Origin of the sequence: Janthinobacterium sp. GW458P (assembly GCF_002127585.1) — a bacterium.
Lineage (GTDB): Bacteria > Pseudomonadota > Gammaproteobacteria > Burkholderiales > Burkholderiaceae_D > Janthinobacterium.
Genome location: NZ_NEGZ01000029.1, coordinates 17,635 through 43,398 on the forward strand (window position 1 = coordinate 17,635; position 25,764 = coordinate 43,398).

The 25,764-nt window shown below is 64.9% G+C and carries 24 protein-coding genes and 1 pseudogene; 11 read left to right on the forward strand and 14 right to left on the reverse strand.

The window, feature by feature from the left end; translation table 11 throughout:
• Window position 1 precedes the first annotated feature (1 nt).
• Entirely contained in the window at window positions 2-391 is a 390-nt protein-coding gene (locus tag CBW50_RS16740; protein ID WP_086146611.1) for an Imm1 family immunity protein, read from the reverse strand.
• Window positions 388-2,028 (reverse strand): SulP family inorganic anion transporter, encoded by a 1,641-nt coding sequence (locus CBW50_RS16745; RefSeq protein ID WP_086146612.1) that lies wholly within the window; start codon window positions 2,026-2,028, stop codon window positions 388-390. The genes CBW50_RS16740 and CBW50_RS16745 overlap by 4 nt, the downstream gene beginning before the upstream one ends.
• 223 nt (window positions 2,029-2,251) lie before the next feature.
• Between CBW50_RS16745 and CBW50_RS16750 the strand changes: the two genes are divergently transcribed.
• The 3 genes from CBW50_RS16750 to CBW50_RS16760 all read left to right on the forward strand — a co-directional run bounded on the left by CBW50_RS16750 (window position 2,252) and on the right by CBW50_RS16760 (window position 6,521).
• Window positions 2,252-3,232 (forward strand): SDR family oxidoreductase, encoded by a 981-nt coding sequence (locus CBW50_RS16750; RefSeq protein WP_086146613.1) that lies wholly within the window; start codon window positions 2,252-2,254, stop codon window positions 3,230-3,232.
• Between the two features lie 3 nt (window positions 3,233-3,235).
• A complete protein-coding gene (locus CBW50_RS16755) occupies window positions 3,236-4,093 on the forward strand; it encodes a Ku protein (RefSeq protein ID WP_086146614.1) in 858 nt (285 codons plus the stop codon).
• 115 nt (window positions 4,094-4,208) lie between these two features.
• The gene (locus tag CBW50_RS16760) at window positions 4,209-6,521 is read left to right on the forward strand and encodes a PAS domain S-box protein (RefSeq protein WP_086146615.1); all 2,313 of its coding nucleotides are present in this window, start codon (window positions 4,209-4,211) and stop codon (window positions 6,519-6,521) included.
• On the opposite strand, the gene ligD is transcribed toward CBW50_RS16760, so the two are convergent.
• Window positions 6,505-8,991, reverse strand: a complete 2,487-nt coding sequence (ligD, locus tag CBW50_RS16765) for a DNA ligase D (RefSeq protein WP_086146616.1) — start codon at window positions 8,989-8,991, stop codon at window positions 6,505-6,507. The genes CBW50_RS16760 and ligD overlap by 17 nt on opposite strands.
• Before the next feature lie 228 nt (window positions 8,992-9,219).
• Between ligD and CBW50_RS16770 the strand changes: the two genes are divergently transcribed.
• From CBW50_RS16770 to CBW50_RS16790, 5 genes are all read left to right on the forward strand, one after another.
• Window positions 9,220-9,537: a hypothetical protein gene (locus tag CBW50_RS16770; protein ID WP_086146617.1), complete on the forward strand. Its 318-nt coding sequence runs from the start codon at window positions 9,220-9,222 to the stop codon at window positions 9,535-9,537.
• A gap of 222 nt (window positions 9,538-9,759) precedes the next feature.
• Complete coding sequence (locus CBW50_RS16775) at window positions 9,760-10,113, forward strand: hypothetical protein (RefSeq protein ID WP_086146618.1); 354 nt, start codon at window positions 9,760-9,762, stop codon at window positions 10,111-10,113.
• A 46-nt stretch (window positions 10,114-10,159) separates the two neighbouring features.
• Window positions 10,160-10,498: a hypothetical protein gene (locus tag CBW50_RS16780; protein WP_086146619.1), complete on the forward strand. Its 339-nt coding sequence runs from the start codon at window positions 10,160-10,162 to the stop codon at window positions 10,496-10,498.
• A 366-nt stretch (window positions 10,499-10,864) separates the two neighbouring features.
• The gene (locus CBW50_RS16785) at window positions 10,865-11,212 is read left to right on the forward strand and encodes a hypothetical protein (RefSeq protein WP_086146620.1); all 348 of its coding nucleotides are present in this window, start codon (window positions 10,865-10,867) and stop codon (window positions 11,210-11,212) included.
• A gap of 54 nt (window positions 11,213-11,266) precedes the next feature.
• Window positions 11,267-11,542 (forward strand): hypothetical protein, encoded by a 276-nt coding sequence (locus CBW50_RS16790; RefSeq protein WP_086146621.1) that lies wholly within the window; start codon window positions 11,267-11,269, stop codon window positions 11,540-11,542.
• 70 nt (window positions 11,543-11,612) lie between these two features.
• Here the strand turns inward: CBW50_RS16790 and CBW50_RS29990 are convergent.
• From CBW50_RS29990 to CBW50_RS29425, 6 genes and pseudogenes are all read right to left on the reverse strand, one after another.
• Window positions 11,613-11,690 (reverse strand): annotated as a pseudogene (locus CBW50_RS29990) (fasciclin domain-containing protein); the annotation flags it as partial.
• Between the two features lie 277 nt (window positions 11,691-11,967).
• A complete protein-coding gene (locus CBW50_RS16795; protein ID WP_226936011.1) occupies window positions 11,968-13,410 on the reverse strand; it encodes an efflux transporter outer membrane subunit in 1,443 nt (480 codons plus the stop codon).
• A gap of 44 nt (window positions 13,411-13,454) precedes the next feature.
• Window positions 13,455-16,655 (reverse strand): efflux RND transporter permease subunit, encoded by a 3,201-nt coding sequence (locus CBW50_RS16800; RefSeq protein ID WP_086146623.1) that lies wholly within the window; start codon window positions 16,653-16,655, stop codon window positions 13,455-13,457.
• A gap of 2 nt (window positions 16,656-16,657) precedes the next feature.
• A complete protein-coding gene (locus CBW50_RS16805; RefSeq protein WP_086146624.1) occupies window positions 16,658-17,902 on the reverse strand; it encodes an efflux RND transporter periplasmic adaptor subunit in 1,245 nt (414 codons plus the stop codon).
• A 281-nt stretch (window positions 17,903-18,183) separates the two neighbouring features.
• Window positions 18,184-19,044: an alpha/beta hydrolase gene (locus CBW50_RS16810; protein ID WP_086146625.1), complete on the reverse strand. Its 861-nt coding sequence runs from the start codon at window positions 19,042-19,044 to the stop codon at window positions 18,184-18,186.
• Window positions 19,041-19,211, reverse strand: coding sequence for a hypothetical protein (locus CBW50_RS29425; RefSeq protein WP_157792285.1), 171 nt, complete (start codon window positions 19,209-19,211; stop codon window positions 19,041-19,043). Before CBW50_RS29425 ends, CBW50_RS16810 begins: the two co-directional genes overlap by 4 nt.
• A gap of 190 nt (window positions 19,212-19,401) precedes the next feature.
• On the opposite strand from CBW50_RS29425, the gene CBW50_RS16815 reads away from it, so the two are divergent.
• The 3 genes from CBW50_RS16815 to CBW50_RS16825 are packed head-to-tail and all read left to right on the forward strand — an operon-like array spanning window position 19,402 to window position 21,787.
• On the forward strand, window positions 19,402-20,361 hold the full coding sequence (locus tag CBW50_RS16815; protein WP_086146626.1) for a LysR family transcriptional regulator: 960 nt from the start codon (window positions 19,402-19,404) through the stop codon (window positions 20,359-20,361).
• Window positions 20,358-21,335, forward strand: coding sequence for a D-2-hydroxyacid dehydrogenase (locus tag CBW50_RS16820; RefSeq protein WP_086146627.1), 978 nt, complete (start codon window positions 20,358-20,360; stop codon window positions 21,333-21,335). The genes CBW50_RS16815 and CBW50_RS16820 overlap by 4 nt, the downstream gene beginning before the upstream one ends.
• On the forward strand, window positions 21,332-21,787 hold the full coding sequence (locus tag CBW50_RS16825) for a hypothetical protein (protein ID WP_086146628.1): 456 nt from the start codon (window positions 21,332-21,334) through the stop codon (window positions 21,785-21,787). The genes CBW50_RS16820 and CBW50_RS16825 overlap by 4 nt, the downstream gene beginning before the upstream one ends.
• 3 nt (window positions 21,788-21,790) lie before the next feature.
• Here CBW50_RS16825 and CBW50_RS16830 read toward each other — a convergent pair whose 3' ends face one another.
• The 5 genes from CBW50_RS16830 to CBW50_RS16850 all read right to left on the reverse strand — a co-directional run bounded on the left by CBW50_RS16830 (window position 21,791) and on the right by CBW50_RS16850 (window position 25,762).
• Window positions 21,791-22,294, reverse strand: a complete 504-nt coding sequence (locus tag CBW50_RS16830) for a DUF1993 domain-containing protein (protein WP_226935899.1) — start codon at window positions 22,292-22,294, stop codon at window positions 21,791-21,793.
• A 60-nt stretch (window positions 22,295-22,354) separates the two neighbouring features.
• Window positions 22,355-23,230, reverse strand: a complete 876-nt coding sequence (locus CBW50_RS16835) for an alpha/beta hydrolase-fold protein (RefSeq protein WP_086146653.1) — start codon at window positions 23,228-23,230, stop codon at window positions 22,355-22,357.
• Between the two features lie 75 nt (window positions 23,231-23,305).
• The gene (locus tag CBW50_RS16840) at window positions 23,306-24,529 is read right to left on the reverse strand and encodes a HAMP domain-containing sensor histidine kinase (RefSeq protein WP_086146630.1); all 1,224 of its coding nucleotides are present in this window, start codon (window positions 24,527-24,529) and stop codon (window positions 23,306-23,308) included.
• On the reverse strand, window positions 24,522-25,226 hold the full coding sequence (locus CBW50_RS16845; protein WP_086146631.1) for a response regulator transcription factor: 705 nt from the start codon (window positions 25,224-25,226) through the stop codon (window positions 24,522-24,524). Before CBW50_RS16845 ends, CBW50_RS16840 begins: the two co-directional genes overlap by 8 nt.
• On the reverse strand, window positions 25,223-25,762 hold the full coding sequence (locus tag CBW50_RS16850) for a GNAT family N-acetyltransferase (protein ID WP_086146632.1): 540 nt from the start codon (window positions 25,760-25,762) through the stop codon (window positions 25,223-25,225). The genes CBW50_RS16845 and CBW50_RS16850 overlap by 4 nt, the downstream gene beginning before the upstream one ends.
• Window positions 25,763-25,764 lie beyond the last annotated feature (2 nt).

Consider the following 25,764-nt stretch of genomic DNA (forward strand, 5'->3'; position numbering starts at 1 on the left):
GTCAATCCGCCTCCCAGGCGATGGCGGGCGGCCGCGCGCCGCCCGTCCTGAAAAAGTCGGCAAAGGCATGCTGGCAGTGTTCCACGTCCACGCACCAGCTTTCCGGATATTCATCCACCTGGCCGTTCGCCAGCAGGTAGCTGCAAACGCCCTCGGCCTCGTCGTCGCCCAGCGAATGAAAACTCAGGTCATCCTGCCCCGACAGATACATCAGCCAGGCGTTGCCGCCATTGCGCAGCATGCACAGGGCCGGGCCCTGCTCCGCATCGGCCGCCAGGGTCAGCCACAGCGCGCACTGGGCCAGGGCGCGCGCTTCCTGCAGCATTTGTTCCAGCGCAAGGATACTGTCAACGGCACGCGCCTCGCCATGCAGGTTCAATGCCATCGTCATGTTGTGCTCCCGCTCAAATCGTTCATCGCCAGCGCCGTGCTCAGGTAAAGCTTGCCGCTCAGGTCCTTCAATAAACTGCTCTGGCGCAGGCGGTCCATCACGGGCCCCTTCACTTCAGCCAGGTTCAGGCTGATGCCGCGCTTGGCCAGTGTGCTGTTGAGCTCGATCAAGCCCAGCAAGGCCGTACTGTCGATCTGATTGACTGCCGACAAGACCAGCACCAGGTGGCGCGCCGTCGGGTGCCCCCGCAGCTCGTCTTCCACGCGCTCCGTGACGGCTTCGACGTTGCCGAAGAACAGGCCCGCATCGATGCGCAGCAGCAGGACGTCGGGCAAGGTTTGCGCTTCATAGCGCTCCACGTTGCGGAAGTGCTCGCTGTTCGGAATGCGGCCCAGCACGGCGATATGCGGGCGGCTGGCGCGCCAGATCAGCGTCCCCATCGACAGCAGCACGCCGATCACCACGCCCGCTTCCACGCCCAGCACCAGCACGCCGGCCGTCGTCGCCAGCAGGGCCAGCGCATCGCTGCGGTCATAGCGCCACGACAGTTTCAAGGTATCCCAATCCAGCAGGCTGGACACGGCAAAGATGATGGTGGCCGCCAGCACGGGCAGCGGCAGCAGTGCCAGCCAGCCCGTGGGCGCCACCAGCGCCAGCGCCAGCAGTCCCGCCGTGATGATGCTGGCCAGCGGCGTGTGCGCGCCGGCCTGGAAATTGACGGCCGAGCGCGAAATCGACCCCGTGACGGGAAAGCCGCCCGACAGCGCGCTGGCCACGTTGGCCGCGCCCAGTCCCAGCAGTTCGCGGTTCGTATGCAGTTTTTCGCCGCGTTTTTGCGCCAGGGTCTGGGCGGCGGACATGCTCATCAAAAAGATGATGAAGGCGATGAGGAGCGCCGGCGACAGCAAGGTGCGCCAATGGGCGCTGGAGGTGGCCAGGTTCAGCCCGGGCAAGCCGCTGGGCACATGGCCCGTCGTCTGCACGCCCATCGCTTCCAGGCCACAATAAGAGACCAGTGCGATGCCGGCCAGCACCAGCGCCATCGGCGCCAGGCGCGCGCCCACGTCGGCCGCCACCTTGTTCAGGCCGCAGCGCTGCAGCAGGCGCGACGCGTAGCGCCTGGCCAGCCACAGGAACAGCAGGCCAGACAGCCCCAGCACGAGGCTGGGCGTGTGCCAGTGGGGTAGCGTTGCGCCCAGCAGGGGCGTGATCTGGCCCCAGATGATCAATATCGCGGCGCCGTTGCTGAAGCCGCTGATCACGGGACGCGACAAAAAGCTGGCCATGAAGCCCAGCCGCAGCACGCCGCACAGCAGCAAAACGAGGCCGCTGATGAAGGCCAGCTGGGCTGCCAGCACGATGTACAGCGAGGAGCCGGCGTCGGCCAGCGGCGCCAGGGCCGCGGCCGTCATCAGGGAAACGATGGCCATGGGGCCTACCGACTGCGTCATGCTGCTGCCGAATAAGGCGTACAGCACGGGCGGCAAGATGCTGGCGTAGATGCCCACCACGGGCGGCAAGCCGGCCACCAGCGCGTAGGCCATGCCTTGCGGCACCATCATCATGGCGACAACGATACCGGCGGTGATATCCCCGGCCAGCAGAGGACGCCGGTATTGCCTGAGCCAAAGCAGCATGAGTGATCCTGAAATCTGAAAACCGAAGCCTATCATGCGACGGGGCCGGCTGACAGGGGGGCGCGACAGGCATTGCCTCAATGACAATGCCAGCCCGCCACGCTCGGTACATCTTTCCTGTAGGAAAAATTACCGCCGCCATGTTTGCGGCACTCTGTTAGCGAGCGCACCGTAAGGCGCGCGTGCGCCGCCGATACTGGAGGCCAGCATCAGGGAGGCCAGCATGAGCAACGAGAACAAGGATCAAACCGCCGGTAACTTGCAGCGCACCGTCCAGCAGGAGCAGGATGGCCGCGACGCGGCCGGCGCCGCCAGGCGGGAGAGCAAACAGCCCGTGCAGACGGGTAGCCGCAGCCAGCCCGGCACACCCCTGCCCGCCCAGCACCTGGACAAGCCCGGCGTCGAGGGGCAGATGCAGCTGAAACCGCGCTTCCTGGCGCCCGACTATTGCGGCAGCGGCAAGCTGGCCGGCATGGTGGCCGTCATCACGGGCGGCGATTCGGGCATCGGCCGCGCCGTGGCCGTGCTGTACGCGCGCGAAGGGGCCGACGTCGCCATCATTTACCTGAACGAACACGCGGACGCCAACGAAACCAGGCGCTACGTGGAGGCGGAAGGCCAGAGCTGCCTGTTGATTGCCGGCGACGTGCGCGAACCGGGCTTTTGCCAGCAGGCCGTCAGCCAGGTGATGGACAGGTTCAGCCATATCGACGTGCTGGTCAACAACGCCGCCTTCCAGGAACACGCCGCATCGCTGCTCGACCTGAGCGAGGAACGCTTCGACCTCACCATGAAAACCAATGTCTACGGCTATTTCCACATGGCCAAGGCCGTGCTGCCCCACTTGCAGCGGGGCGCGGCCATCATCAACACGGGTTCGGTGACGGGTTTGCAGGGGTCGAAGCACTTGCTCGACTATTCCACCACCAAGGGCGCCATCCACGCGTTTACCATGGCGCTGGCCGGCAACCTGCTCGACAAGGGCATCCGCGTGAACGCCATCGCGCCCGGGCCCGTCTGGACGCCGCTCAATCCGGCCGACAAAACGCCCGAGGAAATCGCGCAGTTCGGCGCCGACACGGACATGCGCCGTCCGGCCCAGCCCGAGGAACTGTCGCCCGCCTACGTCTTTTTAGCCGCGCCCGCCTGTTCCAGCTACATCACGGGCATCGTCCTGCCCGTCACCGGCAGCGTGGGAGCGTAAGCGATGGCGCGCGCACTGTGGAAAGGCGCCATCAGCTTCGGCCTCGTGCACATCCCCGTCGAGCTGATTTCGGCCAGCCTCGACCATGAGCTGGATTTGTCCATGCTGGACCGGCGCGACTTCGCGCCCATCGGCTACAAGCGCTACAACAAGCAGACGGGCAAGGAAGTCGGGTGGGACGACATCATCAAGGGCTATGAATACAAGACGGATGAATACGTGGTGCTGTCCGATGAAGACTTGCGCCAGGCGAACGTGAAGGCCACGCAAACCATAGCCATATTGACCTTTGTCGATGCGGCGGAGGTGCCGCTGACCTTTTATGAACACCCGTATTATGTGCTGCCCGCCAAGGGCGGCGAGAAAGTCTATGCGCTGCTGCGCGAAACCCTGCGCCGGGCGGACAAGGTGGGTATCGCCACCGTAGTCATGCGCACCAAGCAGCATTTGTGCGCGCTCGTCTGCGTCGGCGACGCCATCGTGCTCAACACCCTGCGCTATGCCGATGAAATCCGCACCACGGATGACCTGGACTTGCCCGCAAGCACCATGAAGGGGGCCGGTATTTCCGACAAGGAACTCAAGATGGCCCTGTCCCTCGTCGAAGGCATGAGCGAAGCGTGGGAACCGGAGCAATACCACGACAGCTACCGCGAAGACGTACTGGCGCTGGTCAAGAAGAAGATCAAGGCGAGGCAGACCAAGACCATCACTGCTGCCGCGCCCGCGCCGGAAGAAGAACGCGGCAGCAATGTGATCGACCTCGTCGCCCTGCTGCAGCAAAGCCTGGGCAAGGCCGGCAAAGGCGGCGCCAGGGCCGCGCCGCGCAAGGCCGGCACGGGCAGGCGCAAGCTCGCCTGAGACACCCCTGCTGCATGCACAACGCTTTCATAAATGCATTGACTTTAGTCAAGCTTCTCGCTACGTTATGCACACGGCCTGCCACCCGGCAAGCACTGTCTGGCATGCGGGAAAAATGGATATTGAGTTAGATCAGCTTATCCTCAGCGAAGCCCCCGGCGGCGTCGTCGTCACGACTGCGGACCATGCCGTCGTGCGCTGGACCATGGGCGCGCAGCGCATCTTCGGCTATACGGACGACGAAGCCATCGGCCGCAACCTGTGGGAACTGATTTCACTGCCGGGACAGGCCGAGGCGGACCAGGCCATTGAAAACCGGCTGGCCCTGCAAGGCAGTTGCGACCACGAATCGCTGCGTCGGCGCAAGGATGGCGAGTTCATCTATGTCGACGTCACGTGCAAGCGCGTGAGCATGGGCCAGGATGGCCCCGGTTACCTGATTTCCACCATGAAGGACACGACCTTGCTCAAGGCCCTGCGCGACGCCCAGTTCGTCGATGCGCGCTACCGCGTGCTGTTCGAATCGACGCCCGACAGCGTCATCATGGTCAACGCCACGGGCGCCATCGTGCTGGCCAACCTGCAGGCGGAGCGCCTGTTCGGCTACGCGGAAGGCGAATTGAGCGGCAAGCAGATCGACGCCCTGCTGCCGCAGCGCTTCCGCCATGCGCATGTGGGCCACCGCTCGCGCTATTTCGACCAGCCGCGCACGCGCACCATGGGGGCGGACCTGGAACTGCTGGGCTTGCGCAAGGATGACGTCGAATTCCCCGTGGAAATCAGCCTGTCGCCCATCCAAACGGAAATCGGCTCCTTTGTCATCAGCGCCATCCGCGACGTCAGCGACCGCCGCCGCGCCGAACAGAAGTTTCGCGGCCTGCTCGAATCGGCGCCGGACGCCATCGTCATCGTCAACGGCGATGGCGAGATCGTGCTGATCAACTCGCAGACGGAGCGCCTGTTCGGCTATACGCGCGCCGAACTGCTGGGCAAAAACGTCGAAGTGCTGATCCCCGCGCGCTACGCGGCCGACCACCCGCATCACCGCCAGAGCTTTTCGGCCGCCCCGCGCGCCCGCTCCATGGGCGCCGGCCTGGAACTGTACGGCTTGCGCCGCGACGGTACCGAGTTTCCCGTCGAAATCAGCCTGTCGCCGCTGGAAACGGAGGAAGGCGTGCTGGTGTCGTCGGCCATCCGCGACATCACGGAGCGCAAGCGCATCGAACGCACGCTCAACGAACAGAAAATCGAACTGGAGCGGGCCAGCCAGGCCAAGGACCGTTTTCTCACCAGCATGTCGCACGAATTGCGCACGCCGCTCAACGCCATCCTCGGCTTTGCCCAGCTGCTGGCCAACGAATCGCTGCCCGCGACTGTCGTGCAAAAGCGCGCCTTCGTGCAAAACATCGTTACTTCGGGCCGCCACCTGTTGACGCTGATCAATGAAATCCTCGACCTGGCGAAGATCGAATCGGGCAGCCTGAGCCTGTCGATCGAGCCGGTGGCGCTGCCCGCGCTGGTCGAGGAAGTGCGCGTGATGGTGGAGGAGCAGGCGCAGCAGCGCAAGATCGACATGGTCTTTTCGACGTGCGAGCAGCTGACGGTGCGGGCCGACCATACGCGCCTCAAGCAAGTACTGCTGAACCTGCTGTCGAACGCCATCAAGTACAACCGCCCGGCCGGCAAGGTGGAGCTGGAAATCTCGCAGCCGGACCCGCAGCGCGTGCGCATCGCCATCCGCGACACGGGCAAGGGCCTGGATGACGCGCAGATGGCCGAACTGTTCCAGCCGTTTAACCGCCTGGGACAGGAAGCGGGCAGCGAGGAAGGCACGGGCATCGGCCTGGTCGTCACCAAGCGCCTCGTCGAGCTGATGGGCGGCGGCATGGGCGTGCACAGCTGCGTCGGCGTGGGCAGCGTGTTCTGGATCGAACTCGACACCATGGCCCCGCTGCCGCCCAGCCTGCTGGCGGAAACGGAAGACCTGGCCGAGTCCGGCGACGACGCCGGCGACGATGCGGGCGGCCAGGCCCTGCTGCTGTACGTGGAAGACAATCCGGCCAGCCTGCGGCTGGTGGAAGACATCGTCAGCTTCCTGCCCCACCTGCGCATGATCTCGGCCACCGATGCGCGCCACGGCATCGCACTGGCGCTGGAACGCCGGCCCGACGTCATCTTGATGGATATCAATCTGCCCGGCATGAACGGCAACCAGGCGCAGCGCATCCTGCGCAACGATCCCCGCACGGCGCACATTCCCGTCATCGCGCTGACGGCCAACGCCATGAAGGGCGACATCCGCCACGGCCTGGCCGCGGGCTTTTTCCGCTATCTGACCAAGCCCGTCGAGATTTCCCTGCTCAACGCGGCCATCGACGAGGCGCTGCAGATGGCGCGCACGGTGCTGCCGTTCAAGCCGGCGGACTGAAGCCGAGCTTTTTCATGGCCCCGTCCAAGCCCCTGGCGCTGCGCGCATAGCCGTCCCACGGCGCATTTCCCACGTCGAGGCGGCTATGGACGTTGCTCACGGTCCAGTGGTCGCCCGCCTTCAGCTTGTCGAGCTCCTCCCAGGCCAGCGGCACGGAAATGCCCAGCCCCGAGCGCGTGCGGGCCGACCATGCGCACACGGTGGTGGCGCCCCGTCCGTTGCGCAGGTAATCGATGAAAATCTTGCCGACCCGGTTGGCCGGTCCGCTTTTCAGCACGAAACGCTGGGGAATGAGCTGCGCCATGTGCGCCACGATGGCTTGCGCAAACGCCTTGACCGTATCCCAGCCGTATTGCGGACGTATCGGCACGACCACGTGCAAGCCCTTGCCGCCGCTCGTTTTCAGCCAGGCGGGCAAGCCCAGCTCCGTCAGGAAGGCGCGCAGCAGCACGGCCGCCTCGCGGATGGCGGGCCAGGCCACGCCCTTGCCCGGATCCAGGTCGAACACCAGGCGGTTCGGCGTGTCATAGGCGCGGGCCAGCGCATTCTGCGTGTGGAATTCCACCACGTTCCACTGCGCCGCCGACAACAAGCCTTGCATGGTGGCAACTTCCAGCATGGGTGCATGGTCCGGGTCGAGGCGGGGATCGAGCTGTCGCACGCCTGGCATGGCCGAGGTATCCGCATGCTTCTGGAAAAACAATTCTCCGCCCACGCCGGCCGGCGCGCGCACCAGCGACACGGGCCGGCCGCGCAGATGCACGAGCATCAGCTTGCCCACCAGCGCGTAGTAGCGCACCAGGTCGATCTTCGTCGCGCCGCTGTCCTGGTCGATCACGCGGTCCGCATGGCTGACCTTGAAACGGGACGGCAGGACGCTGTCCCGCGTGGCATTGCTGTGCATGTTCTTCTCCCTGTCGATGCGCTGCGCCCGCTCGCGCACGATGGCGGCCGGCTGTTTGTCCTGGCGCAAGCCGTGAAACACGGCATGGCGCACGGCGCCGCCGCTGGTCCATTGCGCAAAGCTCACTTCGGCCACCAGCTGCGGCCGGACCCAGATAGGCTGGCGCACGCCGCCCGCCTTGCCCGCGAACGGGCTCGCCGCGACGGCCAGCGCATCGAGGCGGCGGCGCAAGTCGCGCAGGACCGCGTCGTCAAAGCCGCTGCCCACGTTGCCCGCGTAGCGCAGCCGCCCCTCATCATCGTACACGCCCAGCAGCAGCGAGCCTATGCCGACGCGCGCGCCCTGCGGCGCCGTGTAGCCGCCGATGACGAATTCCTGGCGCAGCCCGCATTTGAGCTTGATCCAGTCGCCGGATCGCCGCGTGACGTAGGGTGAACCGCGGCGCTTGCCGATCACGCCTTCGAACCCCAGCCGGCAAGCGTGGGCCAGCAGTTGCTGCGGCGCAGCATCGAGCGCCGCGCTGAAGCGCACCAGCGGCGAGGCCGGCAAGCGCTGCAGCAGCTGCTCCAGCAGCGCCCGGCGCGCCTCGACGGGCTGGCCCCGCAGATCATGGCCGTCGAAATACGCCACGTCGAACAGGTAATACACGATCTCGCTGGTCGTTTCCGCATCGAAGGCGCGCTGCAGGGCGCCGAAGTCGGACTGGCCGGCGGCGCCCTGGACGACGATTTCGCCGTCATACCAGCCCGGCGGCAGTCCCAGCTCGTCCAGCGCCTGCCGCAGCTTCGGCAGTTTATGCGTCCAGTCATTGCCATTGCGCGTGATCAAGGCCACGCCATGACCGTCGCAGCGGGCCAGGATGCGGTAGCCGTCGAATTTCAGTTCGAAGATCCAGTCCTGCGCATCGGGCGGCGGAGTGTCAGCCAGGGTGGCCAGCTGGGGCGACAGGGTGGCCGGCAGCCTGGCGGCCGGCGCCGCCGCCGGCTCCACGGCCCTGCGGCGCCTGGGCATGGGCTTGTTCGCGACGCTGTCGGGGAATTCGTCGACGACGGAAAATTCGACGGCCGGCCGGGCAAACGCGTCCTTTTCCTTGATCAGCAGCCAGGCCGGCTGTTTTTCTCCCCTGCCCTTCATGCGCACCAGCACCCAGTTGCCGTGCATCTTGTGGCCGTGCACAGTGAATTTCAAGTTGCCAGCCGCCAGCGCCTTGCGCGCGTCCGGCGTGGCCGGCTGCGGCTGCCACGTGCCCTTGTCCCAGATGATGACCTTGCCCGCGCCATACTGTTTTTCGGGGATCGTGCCCTCAAAGCTGGCGTAGGCAATCGGATGGTCTTCCACCTGCACCGCCATGCGCCTGTCGCGCGGGTCGTAGCTGGGGCCTTTCGGCACGGCCCAGCTTTTCATGGCGCCGTCCAGCTCCAGGCGAACATCGTAGTGCAGGCGGCTGGCCCAGTGCTTCTGGATGACGAAGGCGAGCCCGTCGCCCGCCGCCTCGCCGCCCTCCGCAGGCTCGGGCGTGACGGCGAAATTGCGCTTGGCCTGGTAGGTCTTCAAGGCGGCTTTCATGGCGAACCCATGCAGTGAGAATGGTTTGAGTCTAGGCCGGCGGCGCGCGGCGCGCGGTACGCCAGCTAACAGAGCGCCCATGGCGCCCACGGTACGCACGGTGTGGACACACCAAGTGTAAGTATTTGTAATTGGCTGTCAACGCAATTGCCGCGCGGCGCGTTTTTGCCTCAGTGACAGGGGAAATGCATCTCCTGAACTACAACCCACTTCTTGAGGAACTGCACCATGAAAAAAGTAATCGCTACTCTGATCGCCGGCTTGTTCGCTACCGCAGCCTTTGCTCAAACCCCAGCGCCAGCAGTGCCGGCCAAGGCCGAAGCCAAGCACACCAAGGAAGTGGCTAAAGCAGAAGCAAAAGAAACCAAGGCCGTCGTGAAAGCCGATGCGAAAGAAGCGGCCGTCGCCGCCGACGCGAAAGCCGATGTCGCCAGCGCCAAGGCCGATGCGAAAGCCACCAAGGCCAAGGCCCATCACAAAGCGAAAAAAGCCAAGGCCAAGGCTGACGAAGCGAAGACTGAARCGGCCGCAGCAGCAGCCAARTAATCCCCTCAGCGCGTTTTTTGCGCCACACAAAAAGACAGCTTCGGCTGTCTTTTTGCATTTTCATGCCCGCATCATGCGGCAACGGCAGATAAAAAGCTTGATTGTAAGAAAGTGTAAACGAGGTCAACGGCACGCTTGSGGGGCGCGTTTTCTGCTCAGTGATACGGGAATCATCCCGGCACCGACAGAGACACCAGACAAACCACCACCGAGGACTGCACCATGAAAAAAGCAATTGTTACCCTGATCGCCGGCCTGTTCGCCACCGCAGCCTTCGCCCAGACGCCCGCCACACCCGCCGCCTCCGTTCCGGCGAAAGTGGAAGCGGCCCACGCCAAGGCCGCCGTGAAAGCGGAYGCCAAGGAAGCGCAAGCCGTCGTCAAGGCCGATGCAAAAGAAGCGAAAGCCGTCGTCGCCGCGAAAACGGAMGTCGCCAGCGCCAAGACSGAAGCGGCCGCCACCAAGTCCAAGGCGCACCATAAAGCCAAGCAGACCAAGGCCAAGGCTGACGCAAAGCTGGCATCGGCCACCGCCGCCGCACCAGTTTCGGCCTCGGCTCCGGCTCCAGCCAAGTAATCCAGYACCCGAATTCATTCGTCACTCCACCTGATAGGATTTCATCATGAAAAAAGTTATCGCCGCCCTGWTCGCCACCCTGTTCGCCACCGCCGCTTTTGCGCAAMCCCCGGCCGCTCCGGCAGCCTCCGTTCCCGCCAAGGCGGAAGCGGCCCACACCAAAGCCGTGGCCAAGGCTGACGCCAAGGAAACCAAGGCCGTCGTGAAAGCCGATGCGAAAGAAGCGGCCGTCGCCGCCGACGCGAAAGCCGATGTCGCCAGCGCCAAGGCCGATGCGAAAGCCACCAAGGCCAAGGCCCATCACAAGGCAGCCAAGGCCAAGGTCAAAGCGGATGAAGCGAAAGCGGCAGCAGCGGTACCCGCGGCACCAGCGCCAGCGAAGTAAGCGCGGCAGCGGCCACGCGAGCGCATCCGCCGGGTCTGCGCTCCCGCGGCCACTTCGCCCGCAAGATCAAGGACAGCTTCGGCTGTCCTTTTGCATGGCGCAGCGCCACCTGGCGCATTCTGCGCCGCCGCTTCATGGAAACGCGATAAAACGGCGCGCACGCGAGACACCGGCAATCCGCCCCTCGCCACGAAAGCTACGTGCAGCGCCATTCGAAAGACATCCTGCAGGCGGATACGCGGTAGTTGTAAGCGTTTGTAATGACCGTCAACGCAAGCGTCCGGGGGCGCGTTTTATGCTCAGTGACACGGGAATCATCCCGGCACCAACAGACACACCAGACAAACCACCACTGAGGACTGCACCATGAAAAACGTAATTGCTACCCTGATCGCCGGCCTGTTCGCTACCGCTGCCTTTGCCCAGACGCCAGCAGCGCCAGCAGCCTCGGTCCCCGCCAAAGTGGAAGCGGCCCACACCAAGGCCGTCGTGAAAGCGGACGCCAAGGAAGCGCAAGCCGTCGTCAAGGCCGATGCTAAAGAAGCGAAAGCAGTCGTCGCCGCGAAAACGGACGTCGCCAGCGCCAAGACCGAAGCGGCCGCCACCAAGTCCAAGGCGCACCATAAAGCCAAGCAGACCAAGGCCAAGGCTGACGCAAAACTGGCATCGGCCACCGCCGCCGCACCAGTTTCGGCCTCGGCCCCGGCCAAGTAATCCAGTACCCCAGCACCCGGTTTCATTCGCCACATTACCTGATAGGATTTCATCATGAAAAAAGTCATCGCCACCCTGATCGCCACCCTGTTCGCCACCGCCGCTTTCGCCCAGACGCCAGCCGCACCAGCAGCACCGGCCGCTCCAGCAGCTTCCGCCGCAGCCGTTGCGCCGGCAGCCAAGGCTGAAGCACCGGCCGCGCCGGCCGCCGTCAAGCCAGCGACGCACAAGAAAGCTAAGCATCACAAGGCGAAGAAGGCGGCCACTGGAGAGAAGGCAGTTCCAGCCACGCCGGCAGCCTCCGCAGCGGCAGCCGCGCCAGCCAAGTAATCAAGGTCGCGCAAGCCAAAAAGACAGGGTTTCCCCTGTCTTTTTTTTCGCCCGCTTTTTCGTGTATCTGTTTCGGCATCAGCACCGTGTCCATGACATTGATCACGCCATTCGATTGATACACATCATAGGTACGGATGTTGGCGCTACATGCTCCAGGCCCCCGCCATGGGGCCATGGCGGCAAAGGGGGCGCCGGCGGCCAGCATGGAAACGATGAACAGTGCTGCGGGAACGAAGGTGCGCATGATGATCTGCTGATCGCTTATGACCTGCGGCGCATGTTTGCACAGTCATTTACGCGACCTGTCCGCAAACGGATTCGACTGACTGAAAACAAAAAAACGGCGCCGTGCCGTGCACGACGCCGTTTTCACGATGTTTTCCTCGCCGCGGGCCGGGAATGCCGGCCCGCGGTGCCGGAAACTAGTTGGCCGCGACCTGCGGCTCCGTCTCGCCCCAGCCGCCGCCCAGGGCGCGGATCAGCGCCACCGTGGTGACGGCGCGGTTGCCGCGCAGTTGCACGGCGTTGCGCTCGATGGCCGCCAGGTTGCGCTGCGCGTCGAGCAGGTCCAGGTAGCTGGAACGGCCCGCGTCGTACAGCTTTTGCGCCAGGTCGGCCGAACGGCGCGCCGAGACGACGGCTTCGTCGATCTGCTGCGTCTGGCCCGACAGGATGCGCAGGCCGGCTAGGTTGTCTTCCACCTCGGCGAAGGCCACCAGCACGCTCTGGCGATACGTGGCCACCGACTCTTCCAGCTGCGCTTCGCTGCGCGTCACGGCAGCCTTGTTGCGGCCGCCGTCGATGATGGGCATCGACATCAGGGCGCCCAGCAGCCAGGAGCGGCTGCTCCACTTGAAGATGTCCGAGAAGGTATCGGACGCGCCGCCGCCGGAAGCGTTCAGGGTCAAGGCCGGGAACATGGCCGATTTGGCCACGCCGATGCGCGCATTCGACGCTTCCATGGTGCGCTGCGCCGACGCGATGTCGGGACGGCGCTCCAGCAGCGAGGACGGCATGCCGGCCGGGATCACGGGCAGGAAGCCGCTGTCCTGCAGCGGGTTGACGCCCGCCGTGAAGCTGGCGGCCGGTTTGCCCAGCAGGACGGCCAGCGCATGCTCGCTGGTGGCGCGCTGGCGCTGCAGGCCGATGGCTTCGGCGCGCACGGTCGACAGCTCCGTGCGGGCACGGGACAGGTCGAATTCGCCGATGTCGCCCAGGTCATAGCGGCGCTGGTTCACATGCACGCTTTCCTCGCGCAGGCGCACCGTCTGCTCCAGAGTCGCCAGTTCGGCGTCCGTGGCGCGCAGCTGGAAGTAGGTCTGCGCCACGTCGGCCTGCAAGGACAGCAGCACCGAGCGGTAAGTCGCTTCCACGGCCAGCGCATCGCTGCGCGAGGCGCTGACGTTGGCCGCCACCCGGCCGAACAGATCGACTTCGTAGCTGGCCGTCAGGCTGGCCTGGTAGACGTTGGTCGCCGCCACCGGCGCGCCGTTCGGCAAGCCGAGCGACACGGCGGAAGCGCGGTTGCGCTGGCCGCCCACATTGACGCCCACTTGCGGGATGCGGTCCGCTTCGGCGATGCCGGCAATGGCCCTCGCCTGCTTGACGCGGGCGGCGGCGACGGCCAGGTTGGCGTTCGCCTGCGTGGCCTCATTAATCAGGCCAGTCAAGGCCGGATCATTGAAGGCCAGCCACCACTCGCCGCGCGCCTGGCGCTCCGCCGGCACGCCCTGCTTCCAGCGCGTGCCGTCGGCCGCCGTCTGCACGGCGGGCGCTGGCGCTTCCTTGAACGCCGCCGGCGTGTCGATCTGCGGCTGCTTGAACTCGGGCGCCGCGCACGCCGCCAGCAGCACGGCAGCGGCCATGGCGCTCAAGACGGGCGCCGCGCGCCGGATGATTGCATTGGTTTTCAATATATATCTCCTTCCAGGTTCAATGCTGGCGCAGCAGTTGGCTTGGCGGCAGCATCGGCTGGTTTTTTCTCAAAACGCTGCGCCAGGGTGCGCAGCAGAACATAGAACACGGGCGTCAGGAACAGGCCGAAGAAGGTCACGCCCAGCATGCCGGCGAAGACCGCCACGCCCATCGCATGGCGCATTTCGGAGCCGGCGCCGTGCGAGAACACCAGGGGCACCACGCCCATGATGAAGGCGATCGACGTCATCAGGATCGGACGCAAACGCAGACGGCACGCTTCCAGCGCCGCTTGCACGACGGTGCGGCCATGCTCTTCCAGTTCGCGGGCGAATTCCACGATCAGGATGGCATTTTTTGACGCCAGCCCCACCAGCACGAACAGGGCGATCTGGGTAAACACGTTGTTGTCGCCGCCGGTCAGTTTGACGCCCAACAAGGCGCACAGGATCGACATCGGCACGATCAGGATCACGGCCAGCGGCAGGGTCCAGCTTTCATACTGGGCGGCCAGCACCAGGAACACCAGCAGCACGCACAGCGGGAACACATAGATCATCGTATTGCCGGACAAGATGTCCTGGTAGGTCAGCTCCGTCCATTCATACGAAATCCCCTGCGGCAGCACTTCCTTGGCGATGCGTTCCAGCGCCGCTTGCGCCTGGCCGCTCGACACGCCAGGGGCGGCGCCGCCGTTGAAATCGGCTGCGGCGTAGGCGTTGTAGCGCTGCACGCGGTCAGGACCATAACTATCCTTGACGCGCATCAACGACGACAGCGGGATCATTTCGCCTTTGTCATTACGGACTTTGAGCTGCGCGATATCCTGGGCATGTGAACGGAAGGCCGCATCGGCCTGCACGCGCACCTGGTAGGTGCGGCCAAACTGGTTGAAGTCATTCACGTACAGCGAACCGAGGTTGATCTGCAAGGTCTGGTAGATCGTTTGCAGCTGCACGCCCATCTGCTTGGCCTTCACGCGGTCGACGTCGGCGAACAGCTGCGGCACGTTGATCTGGTAGCCCGAGAACACGCCCGCCAGTTCCGGCGTCTGGTAGGCCTTGGCGGCCAGCGCCTGGGTGGCGTTGTACAGCGCGTCGTAACCGAGATTGCCGCGGTCTTCGATCATCATCTTGAAGCCGCCGATGGTGCCGAGGCCGTTGACGGGCGGCGGCGGGAAGACCATGATGAAGGCGTCCTGGATGCCGCCCAGGCGCTTGTTGATCTCGGCCGCGATGGCGCCGCCCGACAACTCCTTGGTCGAGCGCTCGTCGAACGGCTTCAGGGTGGCGAAGACGATGCCGGCGTTCGGCGCATTGGTGAAGTCGTTGATCGACAGGCCGGGGAAGGCGATGGTCGATTCGACGCCGGGCACCGACTTGATGACGTCGGACATGCGGCGCACGACATCTTCCGTGCGGTCCAGCGAGGCGGCGTCGGGCAATTGCGCAAAGCCCACCAGGTATTGCTTGTCCTGCGCCGGCACGAAGCCGGCCGGCACGGACTTGAAGGTGAAGATGGCGGCAACGACGAGCAGCGCATACACGCCCAGCGAGGCGCTCTTGCGGCCCAGCACGCCCTTCACGCCCGCTTCATAGCGGTGCGAGGCGCGGCCGAAGAAGCGGTTGAACCAGGTGAAGAAACGGCCGAAGACCTTGTCCATGCCGCGCGTCAGCGCGTCCTTCGGCGCATCGTGCGGCTTGAGCAGTGCGGCCGACAGGGCCGGCGCCAGGGTCAGCGAGCTGAAAGCGGAGATCACGGTCGAAATGGCGATGGTCAGCGCGAACTGGCGGTAGAACTCGCCCGACAGGCCGGGCACGAAGGCGATCGGCACGAACACGGCGCACAGCACCAGGGCGATGGCGACGATGGGACCGCTGACCTCTTTCATGGCCTGGATGGTGGCGTCGCGCGGCGACAAGCCATCCTCGATGTTGCGCTCGACGTTTTCCACCACCACGATGGCGTCATCGACGACGATACCGATGGCCAGCACGAGGCCGAACAGCGACAGGGTGTTGATCGAGAAGCCGAAGCCCAGCATCACGGCAAAGGTGCCGACAATCGACACGGGAACGGCCAGCAGCGGAATGATCGATGCGCGCCAGGTTTGCAGGAAGATGATCACCACCAGCACCACCAGGGCAATCGCCTCCAGCAGGGTATGGATCACGGCTTCGATGGACGAACGCACGAATTGCGTGGGGTCGTACTCGATCCGGTATTCCACGCCTTGCGGGAAGTCTTTTTTCAGCTCGTCCATCTTGGCGCGCACGTCGGAAGACAATTGCAGCGCGTTGGCGTTCGGCGCTTCAAAAATACCCATGCCGACGGCAGGATTATTGTTCAGCAGCGAACGCAGCGAGTAGCTGTTGGCGCCCATTTCCACGCGCGCCACATCCTTGAGGTGCGTCACGGCGCCGTCGGCATTGGTGCGCACGATGATGGCGCCGAATTCCTCGGGCGTCTGCAGGCGGCCCTGGGTGTTGACGGTCAGCTGGAAGTCCGAGTTCTTCGCTGGCGAGGCGCCGATCACGCCGGCGGCCACCTGCACGTTCTGCTCGCGGATGGCGTCGACGACGTCGTTGGCCGTCATGCCGCGCGCCGCCACCTTTTGCGGATCGAGCCAGATGCGCATGGCGTAGTCGCCGGCGCCGAAGATCTGGATGTCGCCCATGCCGGGCAGGCGGGCCAGCTGGTCCTTGACGTTCAGCACCGCGTAGTTACGCAGGTACATGTCGTCATAGCGCTTGTTCGGCGAGACCAGGTGCACCACCATGGTCAGGTTGGGCGAGGACTTGACGGTCGTCACGCCGATCTGGCGCACTTCCTCGGGCAGGCGCGGCAAGGCGCGCTGCACGCGGTTCTGCACCTGCGTCTCGGCCTGCTCGACGTTGGTGCCGATCTTGAAGGTCACGGTCAGCATCATCGCGCCGTCGGACGTGTTTTGCGAGGACATGTAGAGCATGTTCTCGACGCCGTTGATCTGCTCTTCGAGCGGCGCGGCCACGGTTTCGGCGATCACTTTCGGGTTGGCGCCCGGGTATTGCGCGCGCACCACCACCGATGGCGGCACGACGTCGGGATATTCGGAGATGGGCAGGCCGAATATCGACAGCAGCCCGGCCACGAATATGACGATCGACAGCACCGCCGCGAAGATCGGCTTGTCGATGAAAAAGCGGGAAAAATTCATGTTTATTCCTTGGAAGTCGATGCTGCCTTGGCGGCGATCTTGGCGTCTTTTGCTTCAGGTTTTGCAGGGGCGACGGGCGCGGTCGGGTCGAAATCCATCGCCACCATCTGCGGCGTCACCGGCGCGCCGGGGCGCACGCGCTGCAAGCCGTTGACGACGATTTTTTCGCCCGCCTTCAAGCCTTCGCGCACCACGCGCAAGCCGTCCGAGGTCGGGCCCAGCTTGACGGCACGGTATTCGGCCTTGTTGTCGGCACCCACCACGTAGACGTATTTGCGGCTCTGGTCCGTGCCGACGGCGCGGTCGGAGATCAGCAGCGCCGTGCTTTGTGCGTGCGGGCCGTTGCCGCCATCGAGCTGAATGCGCGCGAACAGGCCCGGCACCAGCTGGCGCTCGGCGTTGGCGAAGGTGGCGCGCATGCGCACGCTGCCCGTGGCCGGGTCGAGCTGGTTGTCGACGAATTCCAGCTTGCCCTCGTGCGGGAAGCCCGTTTCGTTGGCCAGGCCTACCTTGACGGTGACGGGCGTGCCCTTTTGCGCCGTGCCGGCCACGCGCAGATAGGTATCCTCGTCGCCGTCGAAGCTGGCGTAGATGCGGTCCGTCGACACCACTGACGTCAAAATGGCGGAGGCGTCGATCAGGTTGCCGACGGTGATTTCCGCCTTGCTGACGCGGCCGCTGATCGGCGCCTGCACCTGCGTGTACGACAGGTTCAGCCTGGCCGCTTCATACGCGGCTTGCGCCGAGCGGACATTCGCGTCCAGCTCTTTCAGGCCCGAGGCCTTTTCATCGAATTCGCGCTGGGCGATGGCTTTTTCGGCCAGCAGCTTTTCAGCGCGCGACAGTTCCAGCTTGGCCAGTTCCGCCCTGGCGCGGGCGGAAGCGGCCGTGCCTTCGGCGCGCGACACTTCAGCCTGGAAGGGGCGCGGATCGATGACGAACAGCACATCGCCCTTTTTGACTTCGCTGCCCGGCTTGAAGTTGACGGCCGTGATGAAGCCGCCGACCCGCGAGCGGATTTCCACGCGCTCGATCGCTTCCAGGCGGCCCGAGAATTCCTGCGTTTCCGTGATCTGTTTTTCAACGACGGCGGCGGCCGAGATGGGCGGGCCGCCGGCCGCTGGCGCGTCGGGCACCTTGCTGTTGGCCGTATCGCAGCCGGCCAGGCTCACAGCCACGAGGCCTGCCAGCGCAAGCGAGGCAGCCAGGGGCTTCAGCAGAGTGGAAAATTGTTGAACGTTTTTCATTTTATTTCCCTGTTTTATGAAAATTTCTAATGGTATGGGCGGCAGGAAGCAACCCAGCTAAAAGTGGAAACTGCAGCGTATGGTGGTGCCATGGCGCCCGACGGCGCTCGATCAAAGGTAAACAGGCCGCCCGCTGTTTAAAAGCGGACGGGGACGACGAAGCTGGCTGTGCGAGCGCACAACGCAGACAGGATGGGAACTACACTGCGTAGTGTAGCAACCGAAACTCAAAAAGTAAACTGATTAGTGTAAGTTTTTTTGCGGTGCCGCAGATGGCGGCCTCATGACTCGGGTTCCTGCCCGAGTCCGGCGACGAAACTGCTAATTTCGCTCAATACCTGCACCTTGCAGGCGCATTCATTACGGGCGCTGGCGTCCTGCAGCGGCGCGGCAGCCATGCGCCGCACGGTGGTCTTGATGCCGCAGGCAATCAATTTGCTGCCGTATTGTTCAGCCTCGTCGCGCAATGGGTCGTCTTCGCTGGACAATATCAAGGCCGGCGGCAGGTTCTTCAGGCGGCTCGACTGCAATGGCGACGCGTACGGATGGGTACGGTCAGCGGCATTCGGCAGGTAGCCGCGGTAGGCGGCGGCGCACTGGTCGGCCACTTCGGCCTGGTCGGGGCAGGTCGGCAAGGAGCGCATCGAACAAGTCGACAGGCCGGGATCGAGCATGGGCATGATCAGCACCTGGCCCGCGAGGGGCGGTCCGCCCCGGTCGCGCGACATCATGGCGCACACGGCTGCCAGGTTGGCGCCCGCTTCGATGCCCGACACCACCATCTGCTTGCCCGTCCAGCCCAGCTTGGACTTGTTCTTTTTTGCCCACAGCAGCACGGCATGCGCGTCTTCCACGGCGGCGGGGAATGGCCGTACCTTCGCCAAAGTATAGTTCGCTGCCAGCACCACGTGGTCGGGGTTGCTCAGCACGAGGCAGCGCAGGAAGTCGTCCGCATCGTCCAGGTCGCCGGCCACAAAACCGCCGCCATGGAAGAAGACCATCAGGTTCGGCTGCTTGGCGCCCGGCACGCCGGCCGTGTAGACGCGCGCGCCGAGCGCATCCTGCGCGCCCTGCACCTCGATGTCGCGTATCTTCAGCGCCTGGCCAGGTGCCAGTTCGGCCGCGTAGTCGGCAAACGTCATTGCGCCACCACCGGCTGCACCGCAGCATCGCGCACCGCGTCGTTCAGGCACAACAGGGCGACGCCGCCCACTTCATGGGTCAGGGCGCTATAGGCACTGGCTTCGCTTTGCGCCGCCAGCGAGTAAGCATCCGTCGATACCATCGCGGCCAGAGCGAGCGAGCTCATAGCGAGAGCAAGCACTGCAAAGATTCCATTCCGGTGACCCATGATATTTCTCCTGTGAACTTCCTGCGGCAATCACATTTATGCTGCAGTACAACAACTATAGACTTGATCTACAATCTGATAAAGAGTGCAATGCCGAATTGATTGTTCAGAATTCTGAATAATCGCGCAGAAAGTGATAGGAAATCAAGTGAACAAGCTGCAAGCCATGGAAGTCTTCATTCAAGTCGTCGATGCGGGCGGCTTCACGCGCGCGGCGGAAAACATGCAGCTGCCGAAAGCCACCGTGTCGACCCTGATCCAGTCGCTGGAAAGCAGCCTGTCGGTCAAGTTGCTCAACCGCACCACACGCCACGTCAGCATCACTTCCGACGGCGCCGCCTACTACGAACGCTGCGTGCGCATCCTGTCGGACGTGCGCGAGGCCGAGGAATCGCTGTCGCGCACGCGCTTGAGCCCCAGCGGACGGCTGCGCGTGGACGCGCCCACGGCCCTGGCCAGCGAACTGATCATCCCCGCCCTGCCCGACTTCTTCGCCCGCTACCCCGATATCTCGCTGGAACTCGGCTGCAGCGACCGGCCCGTCGACCTGATCGAGGAAGGCGTCGACTGCGCCGTGCGCGGCGGCGAACTGGGCGATTTGAACCTGATCGCGCGCCGCGTCGGCGTGCTGCATTTCATTACCTGCGCCGCGCCCGGCTACCTGGCGCGCCACGGCACGCCGCAGCACCCGAACGACCTGGCGCAGCACCGGGGCGTGAATTTTTTCTCCGCCAAGACGGGCAAGACCTTTGAATGGGATTTCACGCGCGCCGGCGAACGCATCCAGATGTCCATGCCCAGTCATATCGCCCTGAACGACTCGAACGCCTACGCGGCGGCCGGCCTGGCCGGCCTGGGCATCGTGCAAATGACGCATTTCATGCTTGCGCCGCTGCTGGAACAGGGCAAAATGGTGGAATTGCTGGGCGATTGGGAATCCGACCCGCTGCCCATCCACGTGATCTATCCGCCCAACCGCCACCTGTCCGCCAAGGTGCGCGTGTTTGTCGAATGGGTCGCCGACATGTTTACCAACCACCCGGCCACGCAGCTGAAGGGCAAGAGCGCCCTGCCCGCGCGCGCCGCCCTGACCGAGGCCCAGCCATGACCGCAGCAAGCACACCGCCGCACCCGCACCGCATCGTCTTTCTCGACCGCGACAGCCTGATCGCCACCGTGCGCCCGCCCGGCTTCGCCCACAGCTGGGAAGAATATCCACATACCAAGGGCAGCGGGCAGACGGTATCCCGCCTGCAAGGCGCCACCATTGCCATCACGAACAAGGTGCCGCTGCGCGCGGCCGAGCTGGCGCAACTGCCCGACCTGAAGATGATCGCCGTGGCCGCCACGGGCACGGACATCCTCGACCTGGCCGCCTGCCGCGAGCGGGGCATCGTCGTGGCGAATATCCGCGACTACGCGCGCGCCACCGTGCCCGAACACACCCTGGCCCTGATGCTGGCCCTGCGCCGCCAGCTCATCGCCTACCGCTTTGATGTGGAAGCGGGCCTGTGGCAGGCGTCGGACCGCTTCTGCCTGTTCGGCCACCCGATCCGCGACCTGGCCGGCAGCCGCCTGGGCCTGCTCGGCTACGGCGCGCTGGGCAAGTCCGTGGCCCAGCTGGGACGCGCCTTCGGCATGCAGGTGATCGTCCACAACCGCTCCCCGATCCAGGAGGACGGCGTCAAGGAGGTGAGTTTTGACGAACTGCTGGCCACCTCCGACGTCCTGAGCCTGCACCTGCCCCTGACGGACAAGACGCGCAACATCATCGGAGCGCAAGAGCTGGCGCGCATGCAGCCCACGTCCCTGCTGATCAACACGGCGCGGGGCGGCCTCGTCGATGAAGCGGCGCTGGCCCAGGCATTGACGCAGGGCGTGATCGCCGGCGCCGGCTTCGACGTGCTGTCGAAGGAACCGCCGCCGCCCGACAATCCGCTGTTGAATTTGCGCCTGCCCAACTTCATCCTCACCCCGCACACGGCCTGGGCCAGCGGTGAAGCCATGCAAAAACTGGCCGACATCCTGATAGGCAATATCGAAGCGTTCGAACGCGGCGCTCCAGTGAACGTGGTGGCATGAGCATACTGACCGAACTCGATGAACTGCTGCGCGGCGACGACGAGGAATACGACCGCCTCGACCTGTTTCTCGAAGCGGACGAGCTGGTCGGACAGCTGCGGACGGCCGACGCGCCCGCGCTGCTGGCCCTGTGGCCGCAACGCAGCCTGTGCTGGCAGCGGCGTTTCACGCAAGCGAGCACCAACATCGACGGCGCCGCGCTGCGCGCGCTGCTGGCCGGTTTGCTGCAGATCAAGGAGACGCCTCACGGCGTGTTCGAACTGATGTCGCGCTTGCCTGCGACAGCCGACGCCTCCCCGCTCAGCGACGCGCTGCTCGATTATGCCGAGCAAGCCTGGCATGCGGACCAGGGGCGGCACCGGCAAATCCAGATCAGCTGCTGGAGCTGCGGGCTGTCGGGACGGCTGTTGAAGCGGCTGGGGTTGGCGTCGTGGCAGGAAGCGGGCTTGTAGGCGCTACGGCGCGGCGGGATGCTCGAAGCTGAAACCCGGCGCGTAAGCATGATAGCCGTCGAAATCGCCCTTGCCGATGGCCGCGCCGGCGCTGCGCGCAATCGCATACGCCATGCTGAAGTGAAAGTAAAAATTCGGCAAGATGTACAAATTCAAATATTCATTGGCTGGCAGCGCGATGTCGGCAAAGCCGGCGCGGTCGCGGCAGATGCGGTCTGGCGGCCCGTCGAAGCGCTCTGCGGGAATGTCCTTGAGGTAGCGCATGGTCTGCGCGATCTGCTCCTGCAGGCTGGCGGCGCCGCTGAAATCGGCCACCTCCAGCCCCGCCAGCGGGCAGCAGCCGCGCAGCGAAAAACTCACGGCCGCGCGCACCTGCTGGGCGAACGGCAGCATGTCCGGGTGCAGCCGCGCCGCCAGCAGCTGCGGTTGCGCGTCGAGCTTGTCCAGCATGGCCGACAACTGGCCCAGCGAACGGCAAAAGATGGCGACGGGGTGGCTGTTCATCATTTCCTCATGCAAGATTCAAGATGACAAGAGTGTGCCACAGGCACCCGCGTCCCCGCAGCGTTATCGCCGGTGCTTGCTGAAAAATTCCCACATCACCTCATTCGCATCGATGGCGCGCGTGGTCTTGCCGATGGGCAGGCCAATATTAAAAGCGTCGGCGCCCGGCCAGGTGTGGCCGCCCTCCTTGACGGTGAGCAAGGCCACGCCGGCGCCGCCCGCACCCTGCTCCAGCCAAGTCACTTGCGTGGCGTCGCCGGCAGGACCTGGCATCAGGCGCGGCTGCGGCGCGGCGCCGTCGATGCCGTTGTGCCTGCGCCAGTAGGCAAACGTGTCTTCGGCCGACAGGTAGCTGGCGGCCTTGCCCTCGAACAGCACGACCTTGTCGGCCGTACCCTGTATCAGCAGCATGCCGACCTTGTCCTTCTGAATGTGATGCTGCCGCACCGGTTCCGGCATGGGCGCCCCCACCGAGGCGACGGCGGCGAACTGCTGCGGCAGCTCGGCCGCCAGGCGCAGGGCAAAGAAGCCGCCGCGCGACAGGCCCGTCGCATACACGCGTTTCTCGTCGACGCGGTAATCCTGCTTGAGCTTGCTCAACATCGCCTGCGTAAAACCGACGTCATCGGTGCCCGCCAGGTAATCCATGCCGAAGCCCACGTTCCAGTCCTGCCTGATGCCTTGCGGGTAGACGACGATGAACCGGTGCCGCTCGGCCGTCTTGTTCATCTGCGTGTACAGCATCTGTTCCGCCATGCTCATGCCGCCGCCATGGAAATTGAAGACGACGGGAAACGCCTGCCGCGGCGCCTGGTCGTAGGCGGCGGGCGTGTAGACGATGTAGCGGCGTTTTTCGTCTTTGTGGACGAGACTGCTAACTTGCGCCAGCGCGGGGAAGCTGGCGCACGCCAGCACCAGCAGACTGATAAGACATTTCATGCGGTTTTCTCCGTTGATCAAGAGCTTGCAGCTTACGCAGGCGCCGGTGAAATCGCGGTGAAATCTCCGTGCTTTTTACTGTTTCTGGAGGGGAAGGATGTCGACGCGGTACTGCGCTTCGCCGGGATGGAAAACAATGTCCCAGCGCATGGCTTTTGCCAGGCGCAGCAGCAGGTTCTGGCCGTGCGCGAAACCGTGGATGCGCCGCGGCTGTCCCGCCGTCACCGTATTGACGATGCTCAGGCGGCCTTGCGCAAACGCAATGCTGATGCGGCAAGCGGGGCCGCCATGGAACAGGGCATTCGCCAGACAGTTATTGATAAGCAACATCGTCAGCTGCGGGTTGCCGATCACCGCCAGCCGCTCGGGCAAGTCCAGCGCCAGCAGGCTGGCATCCCAACGATGTTCGTCGAGCAGGCGCAGCAGGCATTGCTCCAGGCAGCCGCGCAGCTCGACCACCTCGCCTGGCAGTTGCTCGGCCCGTGCCAGCGCGAACAGCACGTCGATGGTGGCGCGCATGTCGTCGACGCCCTGGCGCAGCTGCGCCTGCCCGTCTGCCGCCAGGGGCAGCGCGCCGGCCAGCGCCAGGCTGTTGTGCATCAAGGTCAGCGGCGTGCGCAGTTCGTGGCTGACGTCGCGCGCGAATGCCTGTTCCCGCCGCAACACTGCCTGCAGTTCGGCAAACGTGGTTTCCAGGCGGCGCGCCAGGAAACCGATCTCGTCGGGACGGTCGCGCCCGCTGAAGTGCACGGCGCCGCCGGGCGCCAGCTGGCGGGCTTCCCGCGCCAATCGCTGCAAGGGCCGCACGAGGCGGCGCGCCAGCCAGTACGCCAGCAGCAGGGCCAGGGCGACCAGCGCCAGCGCCACGCCCAGCACGACACCGCCCACTTCCCGCACCAGGCGCTGCACCACCAGCACGGGCGCCACGTCGGCCAGCAGATAGGCGCGCCGCGGCTGGCCGGCAGCAGCGAGGTCCAGCGCCAGCACGTGATAATGCTGGCCCGTATCGGTAAATATTTCCGCGCGCGGGGCCGATGCTGGCATTTGTCTGCGCACCGCTTGCGGCAAGTCAAGGTAGCGGCCATAAACCGTGATGAGGTCGCTGCCAGACGGCGTCAGCTGACCGTGCTGGCGCAAGCGCTGGCTGACGGCCACCGCCTCGCGTTCGAGCAGGCGCTGCACCAGCATGTCTTCCGTCACGTAGGCGATCACCAGCGCCAGGCCCGTGTAGCACAGGCACAGCACGACGGTGAAGCCGGCCAGGGCGGCGAACAGGCGCTGCCGGATCGACTTAGCCATCGCTGGCCGCCCCGTCGAAGGCCAGGCGGTAGCCCAGCTGCGGTATGGTCACCAGCACGCCCGCCGCGCCAAGCTGTTCCAGCTGCTTGCGCAGCGCGTAGATATGCGATTTGAGGGCGTCGCTGTCGGGCGGCTGGCTGCCCCACAGGGCTTGCAGCAGGGCCGAGCGCGATACGGCGTGCGGATGCTCACGGCATAGCAGCAGCAGGATTTTAAAGCCCGTCTGTGTCAGCGGCAGCGGTGCGTCACGGTACATGGCGCGTCCTGCGCGCGTCTGCAAGGTGAATGGCCCCACGCGCATTTCCTGGCGCACGTGCAGCTGCCGCCGGCGCGCCAGCGCTTCGCAGCGCAAGGCCACCTCGCGCAAGTCGAAGGGCTTGGTCAAATAATCGTCGGCGCCGTCGCGAAAGCCGCGCGCCTTGTCTTCGTAAGAGTCGCGCGCCGTCAGCATCAGAACCGGCACATTGCTGGGCGCGGCCGCCTTGATGGCGCGGCACACTTGCAAGCCATCGATGTCGGGCAGGTTCAGGTCCAGCAGCACCACGTCATAGGCGTTGCGCGTGGCCAATTGCACGGCCAGCGCGCCCGTGCCCGCATGGTCCGTCTGCCAGCGCAAGCCGTCGAGGAAATCGAGCACCTGGCGCGCGATGGCCAGGTGGTCTTCCACCAGCAGGATACTCAGGGACGCTTTGCTCATGGCACGCCGGCAAGGCGCGCATACAGCCAGAAGTTGCCCGATTTTCCGCGAATTTGCCGGTAGCAACGCAGATAGCCTTCCCGCTCGAAAGCGCAGCGTTCGAGCACGCGCAGCGAACGCTCATTGCTTTCCAGCACGGTCGCCTGGATGCGCAGCAAGTCCAGGCGCCGGAAGCCCCAGTCCACGACGGCGTCCACGATGGTCGTGGCCACGCCCTGCCCCCACACGGCGGGCGACAGCTCGTAGGCGATCTCCGCCGTGCGGTGCTGCGGGGAAATCGCATTCAAGCCGATGGTGCCCACCAGCTGGCCGCCCTCGCGCAGCACCACGGCCAGGCGCATGGGCGAAGACGCGTCTGCCGATGCGTAGTCATCGAAATTGGCTTGCAGGTCGTCGATGCTGCGCAAGTCCCAGCTCGTGTGTTTGATGACGACAGGGTCGGCCAGGCAGGCATACCAGGCGGGCGCATCGCTGCGTTCCAGGGGGCGCAAGGTCACCAGGGGGTGAGTGGAACAGGGCAAGTCAGCCGGTTTCATCG